This window comes from Streptomyces sp. NPDC033221 (assembly GCF_055577005.1).
In genome coordinates this window covers 13,388-33,491 of record NZ_JBVIQN010000042.1, presented here as the reverse complement: position 1 = coordinate 33,491, position 20,104 = coordinate 13,388, and the positions used below count along the sequence as shown (strand labels likewise).

Here is a 20,104-nt window from a genome sequence, read left to right as displayed (position 1 = left end):
CGCGTCCTGGGGGCTGAGCCTCCCCGTTTCGTCCTGTGGGACATGCCGTTCCCTGTGGAGGGCGGAACAGGATGTCTTGAAGAAGGGGCTTCCCGGGGCCGGGCAGGATCAGCCGGAGCTGACCACGGGCCCCGGCCGCCCTGTTGCCGAGAACGCGTTCGTGGTCCTGCACCCGTTCTGCCCCCGGCACCCGGGCGGCACCCATGACCGGATCGGGGCCCGAATGGAGCTGGGCGGGCCGGACAACGCCACGCCGCCCGATGGGCCGCTGCTGGGGCAGCAGGTTGTCCACGACGCAGGAGTCGGGCTGTGGCTGTCGGATGTCGTCCTGACCGTCCCCCCTGGTACCCGCGGCTATCCGGCCGTGGTCGGCGGTGGCGCCGCCGACACGCCAGAGGAGGCTGTGACGGTGGGCTGGGTGGAGGCGCTGGAGCGCCGGTGCACCTTGGGACGGCCCCGCGAACGGACCCGTTTCACAGTGCGCCCGACAGGCGCCGGGCACGTCGTACTAGGGGAGTCCAACGGCGAGCCGTGCTGGTGGGTGTCGGCCCGCGACACATGTGACGGACAGGCCGCCTGGCTGCCACTCGACCATACTGTGATCGACTCGCAGCGCCGTCACCCCGGTTCGGACGTCCGGACGGACTCCACCGGGATGGCAGCCCATCCGGTCAGGGAGTCCGCCCTGTTCCGCGGCGCCCGCGAGCAGCTGGAACGGACCGCGCTGTACACGTGGTGGACCGGCCGGGGAAGCCGCCGGTGCGCCGGGCACAGCGCGCGTGCCCATGCTTGGCTGCGCGACGGCAGGCAGGCATTGCCCGCCAGTTCCGTGGAGGTGTGGCACATCCGCCAGGGCGGCTGGTACGTGGCCGGCTGTCTCGTCCTGACTCCGGGGCATGGCCGGAGCGCGACGGCGGCATTCGGAAGCGGCGCGGCGGTCGATATGGAGAGCGCGGTTCGTGCTGCCTTCCGCGAGGCATACCAGATGCACACGGCGCCCCGTATCTCGTTCACCCCAGCGGGCGACGCCAAGTTCGGTCCGGTCACTGGGCACACCGCGGTGCCCGGCGACTTCGGTGCACGTTTCCACCGGGCATTTCCTGTCGACGACGTATGCACGCCGGGCGGGGAGCTCGCGGCGGCGGACCCGTCCCATCGCAGTCGCGGCGAGGACCGACCGGATGGCGAGTCAATTGCCTCGGTGCTGGACGCTCTCGGGACCCGCACGGCGTACTGCGACTGCGGCGATCAGCTCACCGACGCCCTGGGACTGCATGTTGTCCGGGTGGTCCTGCCGGGGGCACGGCATTTCTCTCCCCAGTGTCGTTCCGCCGAGGGCGGACTGACACCCGAGTTCCTGGGGGGCGGGGCATGACGACCACACAGACCGGGAATCGCCCGCAGGATCTGTGGGCAGTGCCGGGTTCGGGTGCGCTCATCCATTGGGACGGTCGCTGGCTCGCCGATGTCGCCGGACGTGGCGGTGCCCGTGGTGTCGTGATCAGGAACAGCGCATTGTGGCAGCTCATCGGTGCGCTGGCCCGGCGGCGAGTGGTCGACCGCGCCGGTCTGGAGCGGCTGGCGCTCGATGCCGGGGTACCGGACTCAGCCGTCGCCGGGTGTCTTGCCTCACTACAGGCCGCCGGGCTGCTGGGCCCGGCGGAGCCGGCCGACTGCGCCGGATACCGAACTCCGGCCCTGCAGGACTGGGACCTGGCCAACATGGCGAGGCCGGTCGACTACCGTGATCCTGACCTGATCGGCGACGACATCGCGCTCATGGGGTCGTACGCCCGTGACGAGCGTCCCCCTTCGGCACTGCCCGAATTCCCGCAGGACGCCCGCCGGGTGTGGTTGCCCCATCCGTTCATCGACCATGGTGGGCACCTACTGGAGGCACTCGGCGGGGTGCTGTATTTCGCTCATGCCATGGTCGACGATGCCGCGATCGGGTCTCTGCCGCGCAGCAGAAGGATGCCGCCGTCCCACGGCGCGGCGCATCCCTTCGACCTCTCCGTCGTCTGCCGCTGGGCCGACGATGCCCTCTCGGCGCACACGTACGACCCGGATCGTCACGAGCTGGTGGCGCTCACCGACGACGAGCGGCCGGATGTCACTGCTGTGGGGCGCGCCCTGGCTCAGGACTCCGTCCTGGTACCGGGCGACGCGGCAGTCGTGGTGCACCTGGCGGTCCGCCGGGTGCAATGGCGCTACCGCACCAGTGCCGCGTACCCCACCATCCTCCTCGACCTGGGCCATCTGCTGGAGGTCATGCGCGTCGCCGCCGAACGATTCGGTGCAACGGCGCACGAGGCGGACACACCCGGGGGAAGCCTCGTCAGCTTCGGGCGTGCCGGCGTGCCCGGGACGATCCTCGCCACGCGCGTCCTGCGTGCCGCCGTCCGTGAGGGGAGCTGAGCGGTGCGGCCATTGGCAGGCGACAGTGTGACGGTGGCGGCCCTGCGCCATGCGGAGCGGGCGTTGCGTGCGGGCGGCAGTGACGCTGAGGCCGCGGTGGCCGAACTGGCCGAGGTCGCGGGTCCGGCGCTGAGCCGCAGCACGCTGGAAGCCCTCCGGCAAGGGGTCGACTCCGGCCGGTGGCGTCCGGCGTGGGGCGACGGCTTCCGCACCGTCCGTACGGCGTCGCAGCCGTGGATCGTGGCGGTACCGGATTCCGCGGGCACGCCCTTGCCCCGCTTGGTGTGGACCGAGCCGTGGCATGAGGGCGCGCGATACGTCACCTGGGCGCGTCGGCAAGTGCCGTCGGCGACAGCCCGACTCTACGGCTACGCCGGCGATCCGGATCCGACCGCAGTACTGGTGGCGCGGCGGCTGCGGTATCCCGCTCGGGCCGAACTGCTGCATCCACTGGGGCGGCTCGCCCTTTCCCCCTGTGGTAGTGCTCATGGCTGCGCCTGCTGTCCGGGAACCGAGGTGCTGCTCGCGCATCCGGACGGTGCCATGCCGCCCGGGTGGGCACGGTGGGTCGCCCTGGCGGGTCCACTCGGCAGGGAGGGCGCCCTGCACAGAGCCCGGCACACCTCCCGTGCCGGCCCGGCCGCCGACAGGAACAAGGCCGCGGTGCTGACCGGACTGACCGCGGCGTGGCTGCACCTGTCGACGGGTGGGTTCCCGGACATGCCCGCCACGGTTCCGTGCTGTGGCACACCGAGCAGCGCGGCTGTGCGAGACGAACCGGACCGGGCTTACGAGCAGACACTCGCCGTGTGGCGTTCTTACGTCGGGACGGATCTGTCCCAGGCTCCTCCCGGTCAGCTGAGAGACGGAACACGGCTGCTGCTGAGACACGCCGTCGGCGTTCTCAAGGGCCCGCAAGGCACGAAGCTTTTCGGTTCCTGGCTCGAACAGGCCGCGGGTCCGGCCCTGTCCGGTGCTCGGCAGGAGACCGCGATGAAGGAGGAGAGGTGAGCATGGCAGAACAGCGACCGGAGATCCGTCTTTCCCAGGGCCGGGTGCTCGTCGTGGTGACGGGAGCCCTTCCGGCGGCCTTCGTGCCGAGCTGGATTCTCTGTCTGCGTGAGTGGTACCGGTGGGACATAAGGGTGTGTGTCACGCACACCGCGACCCGTCTGGTATCAGCCGATGCTCTCGCCACTACCAGCGGCCATCCTGTACTGGGGCCGGACTGGTACCCCGGCACGGGACGGGTCGACCACCGTGAGGCCGCTGAATGGGCCGAAGTCGTCCTCGTCCTGCCCGCGACCGCCAACTGGATAGCGAAGCACGCGCACGGCATCACCGACTCGCTCGCCCTCGCCATCACAGCGTTCACCGCGGCGCCGATCGTCGTGGCACCGTCTCTCGGGCCGTTGGAGGCCAGGCCCGCGACACGGCGGAACCTGGTGACACTCAAGGAGGACGGCATCCACCTGGTGCCCACGGGCAGCGGTGTCTCGGCGCACAGCGGAACGCGGGAGAACGGCGCCATGCCCTCGATCACCGCAGTCCTGGGCGTCCTGGCGCGGGTCGCTACGCAGGGCAGGGGCACGCGGCGGTGCGCGTCGTGAAGAGTGCCGGAAACGGGGCGGACAGGATTGTGCCAAGGCTCGGCGCCGTCCAGGAGTCGCTGCTCGTCCCGCTCTACGCGCGGGCGCTGGAGACCCGCAGCGGCGGTGCTCTGTTGAACGACCCGTATGCGGTGGACGTGGTCTCCCGGCTCGACTACGACTTCGGCCGGCTGGCAGGCTACAGAAATGTCTTCGGCGTAAATCTGCGCACACTTGTGTTCGACAGCTGGGTCCGGGAGTTCATGGACCGCTCGCCCGGGGGCACGGTGGTCGAGCTCGGAGCCGGACTCACCACGCGCTTTGAGAGGTTGGACGACGGGCGGGTGCACTGGCTCGATGTGGACCTTCCCGATGTGATCGGTCTGCGCAGGACGTTTTTCCCGGACACCGGCCGCCGTCGGGCCATGGCGCTTTCGGTCACCGACCCTTCCTGGACGGCACGGGTGGCGCAACTGCCGCCGCCGTATCTGCTCATCGCCGAAGCCGTTCTCGCCTTTCTCCCCGAGGACGCCGTACGGCGGGTGTTCACGCTGGCGTGCGAAGAACTCCCGGGCTCAGCTCTCGCGATGGACAGCGTGGGGCGGGAGCTGGCTGCGGAACAGAACGATCCAGAGGTGCTGGGGCGGCTGTCCGCACGCGTCACCTGGCACAACGACGATCCGCGGTCGCCGGAGCGCTGGCACCCGGGCGTACGGCTGGAATGTTCCACGCACTTCGGATGCCTTCCCCCGGCGGTGGCCGCGAGGCTCGGCCCGGAGCACCGCCGGGCCGTCGCTGCGTACAGCGAGCGGGCCTCGGAGCGGACACGGGCGTATCGGATCAACCGCTACCGGTGCGACGGCCCGCTGGGCCGACGGGCCGCGGCGGGCGGCGGGGGCTCTGCTCCGGCGGGGGCGCCTCACGGCGCGGTCCCCTCCTCACCGTGAAGAGGATCGGAGCGATGTCCACCTGGGGCTATCCCGCCATGCGGGGCCACCGGCGTCTGCTGGTCGCGGTGGCGGTCGACACCCTGGGCACCGGAACCTGGATGCCGGTGTCCTTGCTCTACTTTCTGCGCAGCACCCCGCTGTCGCTCGCGGAAGTGGGACTGGCTCTGTCGGCCGCCTCACTGCTGGCGCTGCCACTGACGGCCGTGGCCGGACAGTGCGTCGACCGCTACGGGGCCAAGCAGGTGCTCCAGGCGGGCAACGTGCTGCAGCTGGTGGGGTTCGCCGCCCATCCCTTTGTCGACTCGTTCGCCGGGGTGACGCTGGTGGCCGCTCTGGCGGCCGTGGGGCGGGCGGCGTTCTGGACCTCCTTCGGCCCGCTGGTGGCGGGGTCGAGCCCACCGGGAGAGCGGGAGCGGTGGTTCGGGTTCCTCGCGGCCGTCCGCAACGTGGGTTTCGCCGTCGGCGCCCTGCTCGGTGGCACGGCCATCTCCTTGGACCATGCCATGGCCTTCCAGGCCGTCGTGATGGTCAACGCCCTGTCCTATCTGGTCTCCTTCCTCGTCATGGTGGGTGTGCGCAGCCCCGGCCGATCGCCGGCAGCCCTTCAGCAGGACGGTGGCGGGTGGCGGACGGTACTGGGCGACCGGGGCTACCGGTGGCTGCTTGCGTACGCTTTCTGCTCGACGCTGGCGAGCATGGCGTTTGCGGTGGCCGTGCCTTTCCACGTGGTGGAGCAACTGGGTCTGCCCGGCTGGCTCTCCGGGGCGGTTCTGGTCGTCAACACCCTCCTGGTCAGTCTGGGGCAGGGGCGCCTGATCAGTGCGATGACCGGTGCGACGCGGTCCCTGTTGCTGGTGGTGGCGGCCTGGCTGGTGGCGGGGTCCTACGCGGTCTTCTGGGCTGCCGGGACGCTGGGGACCACAACGGGTGTGGTTCTCGTCCTGCTGGCCGCGGTGGTGTTCACCGTCGGAGAGATGACGGCGGATCCGGTACTGGACGCCCTCGCCGCGGAGACTCCGCCGATCGGACTGCGAGGCCGGTACCTGGCCTCCTTCCAGCTGACCTCGGCCGTGGCCACAGCTCTCGCACCCGCGTTGTACGGCTGGCTGCTGGGGACGGGGAGCACCGCGCTGTGGTGGACGCTCATGGTGTTCGCCTTGGCGGCGGCCGCGTGCTGTGTGCCTCTGCACCGCTTCCTGCCCCGGGCGGCGACGCGGATCACCAATGCCGTGGAGCCGGACGCGGCCACGCCGGCGGGGAACGCATGAGCGCGCTGCCGGGACAGGCGGGGACGGACTGCACGCGGCGCAGTGCCCGGTGGCGGCGGGCGCCCGTGCGGGCGCCGCCGCAGTGGGAAGCCGTCCGGGCCGGGCACGCGCGAAAGGACGGTTGCCGTACTGCCCGGCGGCCATGGGCAGATGGGCCGCCGGATTATCCGAAGGGCTCGGTATGCCTCGCCCTGTGATCTGACCGGAGGTGCACCACCATGGCAGGAGCCAGAAACGGCGTTTTCGCCGAGAAGATATCTCCCTATCTGCGACAGAAGATCTCCGAGGGAAGGGACAGCGGGGAAGACCTGTCCTTCCTGGACTTGCAGTACGTCGTGGATCCTGCGGAAGCCGTCGACCGTTCCCATGAGGTCGCCCGGCACTATCAGTCCGAGGTGCGTACGGCATTCGAAGGCGTGGAGCTGGCGGGCGTCGAGAAGCTCTACCGCCGGACTCTTCTGGTGGAACCCACGACCGTGTGCGCCGCGCACTGCCGCTGGTGCATCCGCGGGCAGTACCAGACGCGGACTCTGTCCACCGATCAACTGGAGCGCATCGCCCGTTACACCGGTTGCGCGCCCGAGAATGCCGAGGTCCGCGAAATCCTGGTGACGGGAGGCGATCCGCTGATTCTCGTCGACCGTCTGGACTTCTTCCTTGACGCGGTCGAGCGGCACGCACCGCAAGTCGAAGTCGTGCGCATCGGGACCCGGGTGCCTCTCCAGGACCCTGGTCGCGTTGACGCGCGCATGATCCGCGCGCTGCGTCCCCGTACGACATTCCGTGTCGAGATCGCCACCCATGTCAATCATCCGGGAGAACTGTTCCCGGAGGTGCGGCGGGCATACGCAGATCTTCAGACGGGCGGGGTGCGGATCTACGACCAGACGGTACTGCTGCGCGGCGTCAATGACGACCTGCCGACACTGGTGACCCTTTACGACGAGCTGCGCCATCTCGACATCGAGGCGCACTATCTGTTCCATTGCGTTCCGATCCGGGGCATGGACCACCACCGGACCTCGATTGCGCGGGGTCTGGACCTTTTTCGCCGGCTGGCGGCCTCCGGGTCGACCTCCGGGCGGGCGAAACCTCAGTTCACGTTGATGACCGACGTGGGGAAGGTTTCCCTGTACGAGGGCTCGCTCATCGGCCGGGACGGCGACCGGGTCCTGGTCCAGACCGGCTATTCCTACGAGGACCGCAAGAGCTGGGTGCCCGGATGGTCGCTCCCGGCCTCGGCGCGGGTCGATGAGAACGGACTTCTCCAGGTCTGGTACCTGGACAGCAACGGCGCAAAAGAGGAGGCATGATGCCAAGGCTCTGGCTGGGCAACCTGTACAGCGACTCCCTCATCGACCGGGTGGACCTCCTCCCCGAGGAAGAGTGCCGCGGCATCGCCTTCGTGCTGAACCGGCTGGCCTGGATGCTGAAGGACGGCGACGCCGTCGTGGTGCCCCGCCCCATTCCCCAGGCCTTCCTCGCATACGTCGCGCGCCACACGGGTCTGAACCCATCGAGCGTCCACGTCGTGAGCCCGGACAGTGGCCTTTTCACACAGGAGCACCTGCGCAGCGAGCACATGCTGGGCCCCTTGCGGAGTCTGGTCGGCCCGGAGTGGGAGTTCCGGCCTTTCGTCCATGACCGTGGGGCCGAGGCGTTCGCTCGAGCGGTCGGTCTCAGCGATGACGGCGTGCCCTCGTTTTTGTCGGAAGGCGGCGCCGAACTGTTCAACAGCAAAGGCGTATTCCGGGCCCTCGCGGCCGGGGCGGGACTCGCCATTCCTGCGGGCATGCCGTGCGGGACCATCACCGACCTCACGCACACGGTGAAGCGGCTGCTGGAACACACCACCGCAGTGATCATCAAGCAGGACCGCGGGGTCGCCGGTCATGGGAACCTCGTGGTGACCACCGACCCCGGTCTCCAGGCCACCGGAGCCGTGTCGAAGGCAGTCCTCACCGACCCGGGAGACCTGCCGGATGTGCTCGCCGCCGCCGGTCCCGCCCTCGCCGGCGCTTTTCACGGCGACCTGGTGGTCGAGGAGTTCATTCCCTCATGCCGATCGATCTATGCCGAGGTCAACTGTCCCGGGGGCGGCACCGCGCCATCCATCGTGAACGCCGGTGAACTGCGCATGGGCGGGGATCCCCCGATCCTCGTCGGTCTCACGCTGCCCCAACAGACGGTTCCCGAGAACGTATGGAAGGAATTCTCGACAGGGGCACTGTCGCTGGCACGTCTGATGCAGCAGTGCGGATACGTAGGTCTGGCCAGCATCGACGCGGTGGTCTCACCGTCGGAGGACGTGTGGTTCAACGAGGTCAACGCCCGGCTCGGGGGGAGTACTCATCTGCAGAGCATCGCCGAGACCCTGGTCGGGCCGGACTGGGCCGACAGCCACATCCTGCTGAGCCGCAGCGGCGTCCTCGCCCCTTCGTTCCGTTCCCTCATCCGGCTTCTTGAGACGAACGGGCTCGCCTGGGATGCCGTGACCCGCCGGGGTATCGCCATCTGCTCGGACGGCACCGGGGACAACGGCACCGTCGAGTATGCCGTTCTGGCACCCACCTGGGAGGAAGGGCTTTCCCTGGAGTCCGGGCTGGAACGAGCCTTGGCCTCCGAAGGGGGCGGCCTCCGCCATCCCTGACCGTTCGCTCGCCCGGCAGAGGAGTGCCCATGTCGTACCGCGGTCTGATCAGCCGGCACATGGCCGTCTGGTCATTCACCGTGGCCGCGAGCAGACTACCGGTGGCGATGGCACCGCTGGCGTTCGTGTTCCTTGCCCGGGAGACATCCGGCGGATACGCGTCCGGCGCGGTCATCGCCGCAGCGTTCACGGCGGCGGAGGCAGTCGGAGCGCCGCTGCTGGGGATCCGCTTACGGACCCGTCCTTTCCGGAGAGAGATCGCCGCCGGGACCGTCATCAGCGCGGTGGGCTTCGCAGTGCTCGCCCTGGTGCCCGGCGCTCCGATCGCCTTGACCGCCCTACTGGCGGCACTCGCCGGGGCGGCGAGTGCCGCAGTCCCGGGGGCGCTGCGTGCCATGGTGGTGGACCTGGTTCCCAGCAAGGATCTGAACTCCGCGCTCAGCTGGGAATCGTCGCTGAACATGACAGTGTGGGCGGTCTCACCGGCTCTCGTGGCGGCGACCGCAGTGCACTGGTCGGCGACCGTGCCGTTCGTCATCGCCGCCATGGCGACGGCGGCGGGCGCGGTCTGTGCGTTCCTGCTCCCGGAGAAGACCGGGCGGCCGGACCGGGACAGAGCGCCGCGAGGGACCGCCGCACAACTGGGCTCCGCCTGGCGGATCTATTGCACCAGTACCGCTGCCATGTTCCTGCTGGCGACGGTCGAACTTGCCCTGCCCGCGCTGCTCGAACAGCGGAATCTGCCCGTCTCGTACAGCGGGCCGCTCCTCACGGGGTTCGCTCTGGCCAGCATCCTCGGAGGGCTGGTCTATGGGGTGCGGACCTGGCCGGGAGGCACCGAGTACCACAGCACCCTGCTGTTGTGCGTGACGATCGCGGCGGTGGCCGTGTTCGCCGTGGTCCCAGCGCTCGGCGCCATGGCAGCCCTGCTGCTGGCCGCAGGCCTCAGTCAGGCCATGGTGCTGATTGCCCGGAACATGTCCCTCCAGCGAGCCTTGCCCGTCGACCTGCACCCCGTCGGCTACTCCCTCCAGTACGCCGGCAGCGGCATCGGCTACGGGGTCAGCGCGGTCCTCACCGGTGTTCTCCTCTCCCACGTCCGGCCTTCCACCGCCGTGCTGATCGCCGCTGCAGTGGTGCTCGCGCTAACGGCCCTCACCTTCGCGGGCCGTCCACGACCGGGGACGGCGGACGGCATCAGCGAACGTCAGCAGGCCGAACCCCGCCCCCTGCAGGGCCGGGACGCCGCGTCAGCCGAGGCCGTGAGCGTCACAGAGTGCCAGCTGCTGAAGCCCGGCGACGGCTCGCCGGAGTGCGGGCGCGGGGCGTTCGGTCAGGAGCCCGGGTAGTGCAGAACGGCGAGGACCCGTCGGCTGCGACCCCGTCATATGTGAGCCGAGCGCACTGCCGCAGAAGCACGGATGGGCCCGTTCCTGACGGCCGCGAGGGCTGCGGGTTTGCCGCGCGTGGTCGTCCTTCCACGCCTGTGATTTCAGGGGGTGTAGTTGGGGTGTGGTGCCGGTCGGGGTCAGTGGTGGGTGGGGGCGGAGGTGGGGTGGGCCCAGTTGCCGACTCGCGGCCCAGTGTCCGTAAGTCTCTCATTTCCGTGTCCTAGCGGTGGGCTCTCTGACGTGCACAGATGAGGGGGTGTGTGGCGCAGCGAGCGCGAGAGCGGACGCCATTCACGCGCCCGTGCTGAGCGATGTGTACTGCGTGGGGCGGGAGATCAGGCTGTCTTCACCGACGTTGTGCCCGCGTACGCGTGGTCGTCCACTGCCAGCCCTGGGTCACCGGCCAGCGTCGTCGGAGTCATTCCGGTGAACGCCACAACCTCCCGGTGGAGATGGGACTGGTCGGCGTAGCCGCACTCCGCCGCGACCCGGATCGGGTTGTCGCCTGCGGCCAAGCGGTGGGCGGCATGCCTGAAGCGGACCAGCGTCGCAGCGCGCTTGGGGGGCAGGCCGATCTGCGGCCGGAACCGGGACCACAGGCGCCTGCGGCTCCACCCGACCTCGCTCGCGAGATCGTCGATCCTGACCCGGCCCCGGCTGATGACGATCCGGTCCCAGACGCGGACCACCTCCGGGTCCACCCGTGGCCCTGTCTCACGTCGACGGGCGAGCAGGGTCTCCGTCAGCGCGAAACGGTCCTCCCACGACGGGGCATCGGCCAGTCGCTCCCGGATCCGTGACACATCCCGGCCCCACAGGTCGTCGAGGGCGACCATGGTGCGGTCCAGCTCCGCCGGACAGACGCCCAGCACGGGGTAAGCGACCACGGGAGACAGGCGCACCTCCACGCACGTGACGTTCTCGCCCTGCAGGCGAACGGCACCGGGTGCGAGGCCGGCAAGGAAACTTCCGCGCTGTTGTCGGCCGGTGGCGTCGCCCACGGCGAACGGGCCGTCACCGAACTCCAGGACCAACGTGACGGCCGGGTGCGGGACCACTGGCACGTCGACCGGGCCCGCGTTGCGGTCACGGAATCCGGCCAGGCTGACGCCAGCCGTCCGGCTGGGCCGTGGCGGCCTCGTGACGTCCCACCTGGCCACCGCCTCACGCTCGCGCACGGGGGCTCGCATCTCCCCATGGTATGAGGAGATCGGTCGGAACATTTGTCCAAGACACCGGCGTGCACTGACGGCGACAGTGGGTTCATGAACCGCAGCATCATCGAGAAAGCCTTCCAGGCGCTTGCCAGTTGCGACCCGGGCCGGATCTCCGCGGTCCTCACCGAGGATGCCGAATGGCTGTCGCAGCCCGGGAACCCCACCGCGGTCGCGCTTGGGGGGACCCACCACATGGTGGGCAGGGAGGCGATCGTGCGCTTCTTCGCCCAGGACTTCCCCCGTTTGTACGCGCGTGACGTCACCGTCACCTTCCACGGCCTCCACGCCGACGGCGAGTGGGCGGTCGTGGAGGCGACCATGACGGCAACGCTCGCCAACAGCAACCACTACAGCAACGACTTCTGCTTCGTACTCGAACTTCGGGACGGGCTGATCCACCGGGCCCGCGAGTACGTGGACACCGCCCGCGGTCTCCGCATGGTCTCGGGTGAAGTTCCACAGAATCTGTCAGTAGTTGTCCCCGATCCGGTCGTGAACCGGTCAGCCCGATGAACAACGGACCTGGGCCGGTGAACCTGAGTCGGCGCCTCCGTCGCACGTCCAGCAGGACGCCCACCGTCGACAACCACAACACCGAGTGATCGCTGGCGGCCAGATACCTCCCCGCCAACCGGCCGCCAGTGGGGAATTCCAACTGGCCACTGACACGTTCTCAACAGCAGCCCGCCGCGCCTATCTCGCCGATGTGTGAGCGGGGCCGGAACAGCAGGGAGAAGCATCGCCAGACGCATCATCACCGGCATGGCAGTGGTCGCCGTGGTGCACAACCACAGCTGGCTGAGCGCCGCCTACCCCGATGACCGCCTGGCGGGGCAGGAACAGATCACGCTGGATGAGGTGTTCGACGCCGCGTATGAGCGCACCGGACGGCCCGAGAGCCGGGTGACGGTGCCCTCGTCGTTCCTGAGCGGCTGGGACCAGGCGCTGATGGCCCCTTTCGCGGTGGCCACCATCGACCAGGCGCTGATGGCGGTGCTGTCGGTGCGCTACGACGCGCTGCGCATGCTGGCCCTGTGCGGGCGCACCGTCGTCATCGACGAGGCCCACGACTACACCCCCCCTACCTGCAACACCTGCTGGAGCGCCTGCTGCACTGGCTCGGCGCCTGTCGCGCCCGGGTCGCCGTCCTGTCCGCCGCGCTGTCGGCCGGCGTGGCCCAGGACCTGGTGCGCGCACTCGTCCTGGCTGACCGCGGTCAGCTCGACCTGGACGCGCCGGTGGCCCGGTACTGGCCGGAGTTCGCCACGGCGGGCAAGGACAGGGTGCTGGTACGGCACCTGCTTGCGCACACTGCGGGCCTGCCCCACTGGGACGGCCCGGTCGAGGAGCTCTACGACTGGCCGTCCGCCACGGCGCGGCTCGCAGCCCAGGCTCCGCGGTGGGAGCCGGGCACGGCGGCCGGATACCACTCGTTGACCCACGGCACCTGGTGTACATATCGGTCATCGGCGCGGGCCGGATTCCGCTGGCCTACTTCCGTGCGAAGCTGGGCGCGGAACGGGCCGTCGCCGATTCGGGAATTCCGTGGACGACGTTGAGGGCGGCCCAATTCCACGACCTGGCGCTGACGGTGGCGGAGAAGATGGGGAAGCTGCCCGTCGTACCGGCACCGGGCGGAATGCGCTGGCAGCCGGTGGACGCCCGCGAGGTCGCGGCCTGCATGGCGGAGCTGACGTTGAGCGAACCGGCGGGCATGGTCCCCGAACTCTCGGGACCGACGGTGTACGAACTGGGCGAACTGGTCAGCGGCTACCTGAAGGCGACCGGAAAACGGCGCCCGTTGCTGCCGGTCCGCATGCCCGGAAAGGTCGGCCGCGTGTATCGGGCCGGGGAGAATCTGGCCGCTCACGGCGGCGTGTCGGGCACCCGCACCTGGGAGGCGTTCTTGGCCGAGCGGACTGGCTGAACCTTTCGCGTGCGCCCGAAGGTTCCGGTTTTCGCGGGCCCAGGAGTGGATCTACACCTGACAGCCGGGCCGGCCCGCCACCTGACAGGCTGGGCCAGCGCAGGCCGACCCAGCCCAGGAGCGGGCACTGGAACAGCCGTGACCCGACTGCCCGTCACCCGCCCTACTGTGAGCGCGGACACGGTCGAGGTCTTGGTGAACAGGAGCGCGGTGATCATTGCCGAGCACGCCCGCGTCCAGTGGGCCCAGGGGGTGCAGCTCCCTGGGCCCACTGGTTACGGGAAAGGCACGGGACTGGAGCGCCCCGCCCGGGACCGGCTACCGCCTGTCGAAGGCCCGCGGAGCAACTGGGTCGGCTCTCACCGGCCACCGCGTGGCATGGCCTCCAGGCGGCAGACTCGACACTGTCGGAAGGACGAGTCCATGAGTGCACAGCCGGTACACCACGGTGATGGCGAGCCGCCGTCGCTGCCCCGTACCCAGCACGCGGTGGCCGCGGCCCTGCCGCCGGCCGACCGTATGGAGTTCTACCGGGAGATGGGCGAGGCCGACGAGTCCGAGAGCCAGGCCGACGGCTCTGTTCCGGCGGCCCAGCCGGCGGATGTCGTCCAGCAGGTCAGCGGCGAAGCGTTCAACGAGTCGCGCACGGATCCCAAGGTCGTCGCGGCCTTCACGAAGTGGTCCGGCTGCATGAAGGCCAAGGGCTACTCGTACAAGGCGCCGATGGAGGCCAACGACGACCCCGCCTTCGCTTAGGCTGTTTGTTCCTCTTACCAGCCGCCACAGTTCACTCTCATGTGCTTGCTGTGGCGGCTGGCCCTGTTTGGCGCGCCGCCCGTCGTCGGCCTTTCTCACGTCTGAAGCCCGCGGTACGCAAGGTCACCCACACCATCAAGTTCCTCGGCCCGGTATCGAACTGCCACGCCTTCGTGGCCAAGGCCAGCCGTCGTCGACCGCCACATCCTCGCGGTGCGGGCGGCTGGCTCACGGCCCTTGCGGGAAGTGCTGCGGGCCGTACCGCCGCCTCGAAAACCGCCTCCCCTCTCCTGACCACCGTGCGGGCGGCCAGGACCACCGTGGCCGGCACACGCGACGCTGCGGCTGGGGACGGCAGCCCGGACCCATGGATCGGGCCCTGCTGCGGCAGTCAGCCCGCGCGGCGGCCGCCGGTCGCCTTCTTCTTCGCCGGGGTCTTCTTCGCCTTGGCGGTGGTCTTCTTGCCGCTGGCCTCCTTCGGCGTGTGGGTGCTCTTGCGGGCGGAGGAGCGCTTGGTGGTCCCGGTGACCTCGTCCTCGATGGCGCGCAGCGGCGTCACCGAGGCCTGCGTACCGTCGGCGTCTTTCCCGCGGGCGCTCTTGGCGGCCCGGACGCTGTCCTCCAGGGCGGCCATCAGGTCCAGGACCTGCCCGCGAGGCTGGGGAACCTCACCAGTAGCCTCGGGCTCCCGGTCCTCCTGCTTGGCCGCCACAATCTCCTCGACCTGCTCGCGGTAGTGGTCGCGCAGGTCCTCCTGGTCCAGCGGGCCGTAGCCGTCCATGAGCTCCTCGGCGGCGGCGAGTTCGTCTTCGCTGATGTCGACCGGCCGGTCGGGGACCATGCCGGCGGGGGTGCGGATCTGGTCGGGCCAGCGCAGCGAGTGCAGCACCAGCACATCCCCCATCGGCCGCACCAGCGCGAGGGTCTCCTTGCTGCGCAGGGCGATCTTGCCGATGGCGACCGAGCCGTGGTCCTCCATGGCGTCGCGCAGCAGGACGTAGGGCTTGTTGGCGGCCGGGCCGGTGTGGGCGACGTAGTAGCCGCGTTCGATCTGCAGCGGTTCGACGTCACCGGCCGGCACGAAGGCGAGGATGGTGTGGGTCTTGGCGGTGGGCAGCGGGAGCTGGGCGAGGTCGTCGTCGGTGAGCGGGACGACGCGCTCGCCGGTCTCGTAGCCGCGGCCGATTTCCTTGGTCGGCACTTCGGCCTCTGCCAGGGAGCAGGTGGGCTGGTTGCGTACGCGCCCGCCGTCGGCCTTGAGCACGCGGACGAACGAGACGGACGGCCCGCTGTCGGTGGCGGCGTGCAGGGAGATCGGCACGGTGACCAGCCCGAAGCTCAAGGCTCCCTGCCAGAGCGAGTGCGGCATAGCTGACCTGCCCTTCCGCGGGGCTTTTCAGCGTAGAACGACGACCGCTCTGGAGCATCTGCGACCTGCTTCGACGGGGAGGCACGCTTCAGGCCGGCCGGGCGCCAGCCTGTTCAGAGCCTGTGTCTCTTCCCTGATGTGGATCTGTAGGGCGGACTAATCTGGTCGTGTGTTCGGAGTGGTCTCGTTGCCGGTTCAGCGGTGTTGGCCGGTGTGCGACTCGCCGCTGAGGCAGGGGGTCGCGCCAGCGGCGGTGTACTGCTCGGAAGATGCCGGTCCCGCTGGGGGCGCCTCGCGGCCCGGATGCGTCGGCGCCAGGCGCCGCGGGAGGACCGTACGCAGGCCCTGGGCGAGCCGCGGCACGAACTGCGGGACGCGGCCTACCGGCAGTGGCCCGGTGTGTGGCTGCCTCGACGCTGTTGACGTGGCGAAGTCGGTACAGGTGGATACCTTGCTGCCTGATCTGCGCAGTCAGCCCTTCTCCGGGATCGTGTCCGTATGTGACCTGGCCTGGCCAGTTTCCGCCGGGGCCAGATTGACAGCGTGGTCCCGGTGTCGGTTTCTGCAGTACACCTGGGCAGTTGAGGCGCCGGTAGGGTGCTCTGCACATCCGATTTCAGGGGGCGAAGTGGGCGACCATTTCCAGTGTGAGATCCACGACCTTGACCGGCTGCTGAGCCAACTGCATGACAGTCAGACCGAGATGCGTACGGCTTTGGCGGCGCTCAAGGACGTAGGTCCCAAGAGCACGGGCAGCGAGGCCTTGGACAACTCGTGCGATGAGTTCCACGACAGCTGGGACAACGCGATCAAGAAGATCGCTGACGGAACTCAGCAGATCGAGGAGAAGCTCAGGACGACGAAGTAGAACTACGAGGCGACCGAAGACGCCATCCGCGGGGCTCTGACCAAAGGAGGCAAACCGGCGGCTCAGCCCAGGCCCAGCGCCTCGAACCCGTCGGCACCGCCAGGTTCAGGTACGCCGCCGACGCCCCGCCCCTCTCCGCAGCCCAGCCCCAGTGGAGCAGCACAATGAGCGCTGACGCCTTCCCCACCATCGGGTTCAACCCGGCACCGGGCCGCGTCGAGAGCGTGGCCGACCTGACGCACAAGCTGACCAAAGCGGCCTCGAGCGTCGAAGGGGCTCACCGAACCCTCAAGAGCATCGGTAAGGGCGGGAAGACCTGGGAAGGGGAGGCTGCGAACGCTTTCGCCGAGAAGGTCGGTGACCTTCCCCGGTACCTGGACGACAGCCTGGAAGCGCTCCGCTCCGCCGCGAATCAGCTGAATTCATGGCACAGCAAGCTGTCTGAATACCAGACCAAAGCGCGCCAGTACGAAGCCGATGCCAAAGCGGCCAAAGGACGCGTCGATGGAGGCCGCGAAAGGCCGCGCCACGTCCGCATACAACCAAGCGGCCGGTAACCCCGATCTCAGGCTGGCGGGTCAGACGTTCTCGTCCCAGGGCGCGCTCAACAGTGCTCAGTCGAAACTCGATGCGGCGAGCAACCGGCTCCGCTCTGCGGGAGATTCTCTGGATGTGGCGGGCAAGGGGTTGAACGACGCCCAGCATCATCAAGCAGGCGGAAAAGCTGCTGGGAAGTCACCAGGCGGACGCAAGGGATATAGCGGAACGGCTACGCAAGGCGAACGACAAGGCGCCTGACCCAGGTTTTTGGGAAGGGCTCTCGGACGCTTTTACCAAGCTCGGCCGCAGCATTCAGAATTGGTGCACGAAGCACGCGGATATGCTGAAGAAAATCGGCGATATCCTGAGTGCCGTGTCCGGCGTCCTGGCGGTCGCGTCGCTGCTCACGATGTGGTGCCCGCCCCTGTCGGGCGCCCTGGCCCTGGCCGGCGGCGTGACCGCACTGGGGGCCCTGGGTGCGCATGGTGCGGCGAAGATCGGAGGGGCCGACGTCGGCTGGAAGGACATCGGCCTGGACGCCCTGGGGGCGATTCCGGGAGGGAAATTCCTGGCCATCGGAGCGACAGGTAAGGTGGGGAAGGCCTTCAATGCGGTCAAGACCGACGCGGCGATCACAGGCGGGTTGAAGTTCACTCTTGCCGGGAAAATGCCGGTGCAAGGCGCCACTAAAGCTGCAAACTGGCTGGCTGACAGCAGCGCTCTGAAGTTCGCCGAAGGGCCGTTGAGCAAGGTGGCCGGCAATCTGGGGAACGTGAAAATGGAACCACAGCAATGGTGGTACCGAGGGTTCTGGGCCGGGATCACAGGAGGCGGAAACGTCTTGAAGGTGCCCGGACTGATGAATCCTGATCCTCCGGCCGCGGGAGCCCGACTGTGAGCACACCGACGAACTCCGTCGCCATCGGAGACCTGCCCGAACAGCCGCAAGGGACAGGGCCGCCAGGCGAAGCCTCCGGGCACGGCACCGTACGGGATGTGTTCGGATGACCGGAACAGCACATGCCGGCCGGCGGCGGGGCAGAGCGGGACTGCTCATCCAGTTCGTTGCCCAATGGGTGTACCTGCCTGTCTGGGCCGCAGCGTCGCTGGCCCTGTGCGTGGTGGTCGCATTGGCCTCGGCCGGCCTGAATCCGCCCAAGAGCTGGTTCAACCCCGCCCGCGGGCTGTTGAGCTGGTCACGGCTGAAGGCCGAGTGGTCCCGCGACCCTGAAGCCTGGCGTACATACGCGGACGACAGGCTGAGGCGACGCCTGCGAAAGGCGACGAACAACCAGGCGCTCTACACCAGCCACCCGTCAGAAGGAAAGCAGCGGGAAATCTCCGTTGTCCTGCCAGACAGATCCTTCCGTGGAGTGGGGGCGGAGCACGCTGTCGACGTGGCGCAGTCCCTGGGGTGGACGGCTGAAGTACTACCGTCGGACCGCGGGCAATGGCAACCGGGCGCTGTGCGAGCCTTTCGAAGCTTGGAACCTGGGGCAGCGACGGGTAACGCATAGAACCGGCCCCAGGCGGTCGGTCGACTGCCATTCACGACCTGGCCTGCGACGACGCGGTCGCGGCCGTGGTGACAACCGACTTCCTGCGCCAGCCGACGGGCGCCTCGAAGGCCATGGCTCACAGAGGCACCGCCCGGCACGCGGTCAACGAAGCACAGTTCGACCGCTTCCGCCAGGACGTGCAGTTCACCCGGTTCTCAGCCAGCTGTTGCCCGGCTCATCGCCCGCGGCTTCGTGGAGCGGGTGGACGCGACGTACGTGTCCGTCGCGCTGATACTCGGCATCATCGAGCGCGCCGACCTGACTCTTCCAAGAGGGGTTCGCGCAGGTCCCCCAAATGGGGGCTGTTGTTGCTCAGGAGCACGTCGATGGTCGCGTTGCGCACCTGCCAGGGCAGCAGGTGGGTGGAGTTGCGCCAGGCGGTCAGGGTCTCTGCGATGGCGTCGACCGCGGGCTGGATGGCCTGCGGGCCGAAGACGAGGTCCGCGAGCCGGGCCAGGCTGGTGATGCCGGCGGTGCCGTGCAGGCGGTGGTGGCCACCGAGCCGGTGGCCCAGAGCCGCCACATGGAACCGGAAGGCCCCGGCCTTCGCTGCGGCCTCTGCCCAGGTTTCCTCGTCCCGGGTCCAGTACGGCCTCTGCTGTCAGTGGACCTCCTTCAGCAGGCGAAGCCGCGCCGAGCGTGCCTTCTGCGGATCCCAGGCGGAGGTGACCTTGTCGATCGGGATGATCAGGTGTGCCAGGTCCACTGCCGCTCGGGCGTGGATGGCATTCAACGGGGCGATGTGTTCCAGGGCGGTCACCGCCTTCGGTATGAGGTCGGGTAGCAGGTGCATGGTCAGCCGGTGGTCGGGGGTGTGGTTCACGGTGTCTCCAGAAGACGTGCGAGGAGCCGCTCGCGGTCGGCGCATGGAGGGTGGTATTGGCCCGGTGGAAGCGTGCCGCGAGCTCACGGCCGGACAGGTGGATGTAGCGCATGGTCGTAGCCGGGTCGCGGTGGCCGGCGTGCTGGGCGATCTGGTCGATGGTCCAGTCGGCCCGGGCCAGGTCCGTCAGCCGCAGGTGCCGGAACGTGTGCTTAGAAAGGCGGTTGACACGGACGTGCTGCTGAGGCGTTCGACGATCTTCGACCAGCTCGATGCTCCGAGCGGACCACCCGGATTCCGGTTCGACGTCGACCGCAGCCGCGGCCCGCCGATCCTGCCGACCGAACTGCGTCGATAGGCCAGGTAGACCATGAACAGCCGGCCGGTCGCCTCTCCGTAGGTGACTTCCCGCGACCGCTTGGACTTCGTCGTCTCCGCCCTCAGCCGGCTCAGGCTGTAGGCAGGATCGAAGTCATCCCCGGAAAGTGGGACAAGTTCCTCGCGTCGCAGAGCGCCGTCATAGGCGAGCGAGACCATCAGGCGGTTCCGCAGCGGCTCGGCACGAGCCGCCTCCAGGATCCGCTGCCAATCAGCCTCCGTCGGTATCCACGGTGCCTGTTCGATACGCCGCACCAGGTCCGCTTGGGCGGGCGCCCCGTCTACCTGCCTGCCCGCGCCGAACCGGGTTTCGCTCCCGCAGCCCGTCCTCCACCAGGAACTCGTAGAAGGAACGGACTGCCACGAGCCGCTGCTGCACCGTCGCGTTCGCCAGCCCCCGG

At 69.0% G+C, this 20,104-nt stretch carries 20 protein-coding genes and 2 pseudogenes; 17 read left to right on the top strand and 5 right to left on the bottom strand.

Annotated features, from left to right (window positions below):
• Positions 1-76 precede the first annotated feature (76 nt).
• The 9 genes from ACZ53K_RS36905 to ACZ53K_RS36865 all read left to right on the top strand — a co-directional run bounded on the left by ACZ53K_RS36905 (position 77) and on the right by ACZ53K_RS36865 (position 10,224).
• Positions 77-1,375: a YcaO-like family protein gene (locus tag ACZ53K_RS36905; protein WP_468845751.1), complete on the top strand. Its 1,299-nt coding sequence runs from the start codon at positions 77-79 to the stop codon at positions 1,373-1,375.
• On the top strand, positions 1,372-2,418 hold the full coding sequence (locus tag ACZ53K_RS36900) for a nitroreductase family protein (RefSeq protein WP_468845748.1): 1,047 nt from the start codon (positions 1,372-1,374) through the stop codon (positions 2,416-2,418). The genes ACZ53K_RS36905 and ACZ53K_RS36900 overlap by 4 nt, the downstream gene beginning before the upstream one ends.
• Before the next feature lie 3 nt (positions 2,419-2,421).
• A complete protein-coding gene (locus ACZ53K_RS36895; protein ID WP_468845745.1) occupies positions 2,422-3,429 on the top strand; it encodes a hypothetical protein in 1,008 nt (335 codons plus the stop codon).
• A gap of 2 nt (positions 3,430-3,431) precedes the next feature.
• Positions 3,432-4,028, top strand: a complete 597-nt coding sequence (locus ACZ53K_RS36890; RefSeq protein WP_468845742.1) for a flavoprotein — start codon at positions 3,432-3,434, stop codon at positions 4,026-4,028.
• A 29-nt stretch (positions 4,029-4,057) separates the two neighbouring features.
• On the top strand, positions 4,058-4,954 hold the full coding sequence (locus tag ACZ53K_RS36885) for a class I SAM-dependent methyltransferase (protein ID WP_468845739.1): 897 nt from the start codon (positions 4,058-4,060) through the stop codon (positions 4,952-4,954).
• Positions 4,951-6,225: an MFS transporter gene (locus ACZ53K_RS36880; protein ID WP_468845737.1), complete on the top strand. Its 1,275-nt coding sequence runs from the start codon at positions 4,951-4,953 to the stop codon at positions 6,223-6,225. The genes ACZ53K_RS36885 and ACZ53K_RS36880 overlap by 4 nt, the downstream gene beginning before the upstream one ends.
• Positions 6,226-6,443: 218 nt before the next feature.
• Positions 6,444-7,538 carry a radical SAM protein gene (locus tag ACZ53K_RS36875; RefSeq protein ID WP_468845736.1) on the top strand — a complete coding sequence of 365 codons (1,095 nt, stop codon included), beginning with the start codon at positions 6,444-6,446 and terminating at the stop codon, positions 7,536-7,538.
• Positions 7,539-7,588: 50 nt separating this feature from the next.
• A complete protein-coding gene (locus tag ACZ53K_RS36870) occupies positions 7,589-8,875 on the top strand; it encodes a preATP grasp domain-containing protein (protein ID WP_468845733.1) in 1,287 nt (428 codons plus the stop codon).
• 29 nt (positions 8,876-8,904) lie between these two features.
• On the top strand, positions 8,905-10,224 hold the full coding sequence (locus ACZ53K_RS36865) for an MFS transporter (RefSeq protein ID WP_468845730.1): 1,320 nt from the start codon (positions 8,905-8,907) through the stop codon (positions 10,222-10,224).
• 377 nt (positions 10,225-10,601) lie between these two features.
• Here ACZ53K_RS36865 and ACZ53K_RS36860 read toward each other — a convergent pair whose 3' ends face one another.
• Positions 10,602-11,456 (bottom strand): helix-turn-helix domain-containing protein, encoded by an 855-nt coding sequence (locus ACZ53K_RS36860; RefSeq protein WP_468845727.1) that lies wholly within the window; start codon positions 11,454-11,456, stop codon positions 10,602-10,604.
• A 75-nt stretch (positions 11,457-11,531) separates the two neighbouring features.
• Here ACZ53K_RS36860 and ACZ53K_RS36855 point away from each other — a divergent pair, with 75 nt between their 5' ends.
• From ACZ53K_RS36855 to ACZ53K_RS36840, 4 genes and pseudogenes are all read left to right on the top strand, one after another.
• The gene (locus ACZ53K_RS36855; protein ID WP_468845724.1) at positions 11,532-11,996 is read left to right on the top strand and encodes a nuclear transport factor 2 family protein; all 465 of its coding nucleotides are present in this window, start codon (positions 11,532-11,534) and stop codon (positions 11,994-11,996) included.
• Positions 11,997-12,676: 680 nt separating this feature from the next.
• Positions 12,677-12,928, top strand: a pseudogene (locus ACZ53K_RS36850) (serine hydrolase domain-containing protein); the annotation flags it as partial.
• 5 nt (positions 12,929-12,933) lie between these two features.
• Positions 12,934-13,410, top strand: a complete 477-nt coding sequence (locus tag ACZ53K_RS36845) for an SDR family oxidoreductase (RefSeq protein ID WP_468845856.1) — start codon at positions 12,934-12,936, stop codon at positions 13,408-13,410.
• A 423-nt stretch (positions 13,411-13,833) separates the two neighbouring features.
• Positions 13,834-14,166: a hypothetical protein gene (locus ACZ53K_RS36840; RefSeq protein WP_468845721.1), complete on the top strand. Its 333-nt coding sequence runs from the start codon at positions 13,834-13,836 to the stop codon at positions 14,164-14,166.
• Positions 14,167-14,557: 391 nt separating this feature from the next.
• Here the strand turns inward: ACZ53K_RS36840 and ku are convergent, their stop codons facing one another.
• Positions 14,558-15,535, bottom strand: a complete 978-nt coding sequence (gene ku / locus ACZ53K_RS36835; RefSeq protein ID WP_468845718.1) for a non-homologous end joining protein Ku — start codon at positions 15,533-15,535, stop codon at positions 14,558-14,560.
• 424 nt (positions 15,536-15,959) lie between these two features.
• Between ku and ACZ53K_RS36830 the strand changes: the two genes are divergently transcribed.
• The 4 genes and pseudogenes from ACZ53K_RS36830 to ACZ53K_RS36815 form a co-directional block, all read left to right on the top strand.
• Positions 15,960-16,403, top strand: a complete 444-nt coding sequence (locus ACZ53K_RS36830) for a hypothetical protein (RefSeq protein ID WP_468845715.1) — start codon at positions 15,960-15,962, stop codon at positions 16,401-16,403.
• A 164-nt stretch (positions 16,404-16,567) separates the two neighbouring features.
• Positions 16,568-16,960, top strand: a complete 393-nt coding sequence (locus ACZ53K_RS36825; protein ID WP_468845713.1) for a putative T7SS-secreted protein — start codon at positions 16,568-16,570, stop codon at positions 16,958-16,960.
• A 323-nt stretch (positions 16,961-17,283) separates the two neighbouring features.
• Complete coding sequence (locus ACZ53K_RS36820; protein ID WP_468845710.1) at positions 17,284-17,841, top strand: hypothetical protein; 558 nt, start codon at positions 17,284-17,286, stop codon at positions 17,839-17,841.
• Positions 17,842-18,456: 615 nt separating this feature from the next.
• Positions 18,457-18,666, top strand: a pseudogene (locus ACZ53K_RS36815) (DUF6192 family protein); the annotation flags it as partial.
• Positions 18,667-18,743: 77 nt separating this feature from the next.
• Here ACZ53K_RS36815 and ACZ53K_RS36810 read toward each other — a convergent pair.
• From ACZ53K_RS36810 to ACZ53K_RS36800, 3 genes are all read right to left on the bottom strand, one after another.
• Complete coding sequence (locus ACZ53K_RS36810) at positions 18,744-19,025, bottom strand: hypothetical protein (RefSeq protein WP_468845708.1); 282 nt, start codon at positions 19,023-19,025, stop codon at positions 18,744-18,746.
• A 78-nt stretch (positions 19,026-19,103) separates the two neighbouring features.
• Positions 19,104-19,325 carry a hypothetical protein gene (locus ACZ53K_RS36805; RefSeq protein ID WP_468845705.1) on the bottom strand — a complete coding sequence of 74 codons (222 nt, stop codon included), beginning with the start codon at positions 19,323-19,325 and terminating at the stop codon, positions 19,104-19,106.
• A gap of 186 nt (positions 19,326-19,511) precedes the next feature.
• A complete protein-coding gene (locus tag ACZ53K_RS36800) occupies positions 19,512-19,958 on the bottom strand; it encodes a site-specific integrase (RefSeq protein WP_468845702.1) in 447 nt (148 codons plus the stop codon).
• Between the last annotated feature and the right edge of the window lie 146 nt (positions 19,959-20,104).

Excerpts from the sequence above, each read along its gene's own strand:
- ACZ53K_RS36900 (WP_468845748.1), top strand. The coding sequence starts at position 1,372 with ATGACGACCACACAGACCGGGAATCGCCCGCAGGATCTGTGGGCAGTG.
- ACZ53K_RS36890 (WP_468845742.1), top strand. The coding sequence starts at position 3,432 with ATGGCAGAACAGCGACCGGAGATCCGTCTTTCCCAGGGCCGGGTGCTC.
- ACZ53K_RS36875 (WP_468845736.1), top strand. The coding sequence starts at position 6,444 with ATGGCAGGAGCCAGAAACGGCGTTTTCGCCGAGAAGATATCTCCCTAT.
- ACZ53K_RS36865 (WP_468845730.1), top strand. The coding sequence starts at position 8,905 with ATGTCGTACCGCGGTCTGATCAGCCGGCACATGGCCGTCTGGTCATTC.
- ACZ53K_RS36860 (WP_468845727.1), bottom strand. The coding sequence starts at position 11,456 with ATGCGAGCCCCCGTGCGCGAGCGTGAGGCGGTGGCCAGGTGGGACGTC.
- ACZ53K_RS36855 (WP_468845724.1), top strand. The coding sequence starts at position 11,532 with ATGAACCGCAGCATCATCGAGAAAGCCTTCCAGGCGCTTGCCAGTTGC.
- ACZ53K_RS36840 (WP_468845721.1), top strand. The coding sequence starts at position 13,834 with ATGAGTGCACAGCCGGTACACCACGGTGATGGCGAGCCGCCGTCGCTG.
- ku (WP_468845718.1), bottom strand. The coding sequence starts at position 15,535 with ATGCCGCACTCGCTCTGGCAGGGAGCCTTGAGCTTCGGGCTGGTCACC.
- ACZ53K_RS36825 (WP_468845713.1), top strand. The coding sequence starts at position 16,568 with ATGAGCGCTGACGCCTTCCCCACCATCGGGTTCAACCCGGCACCGGGC.
- ACZ53K_RS36820 (WP_468845710.1), top strand. The coding sequence starts at position 17,284 with ATGCTGAAGAAAATCGGCGATATCCTGAGTGCCGTGTCCGGCGTCCTG.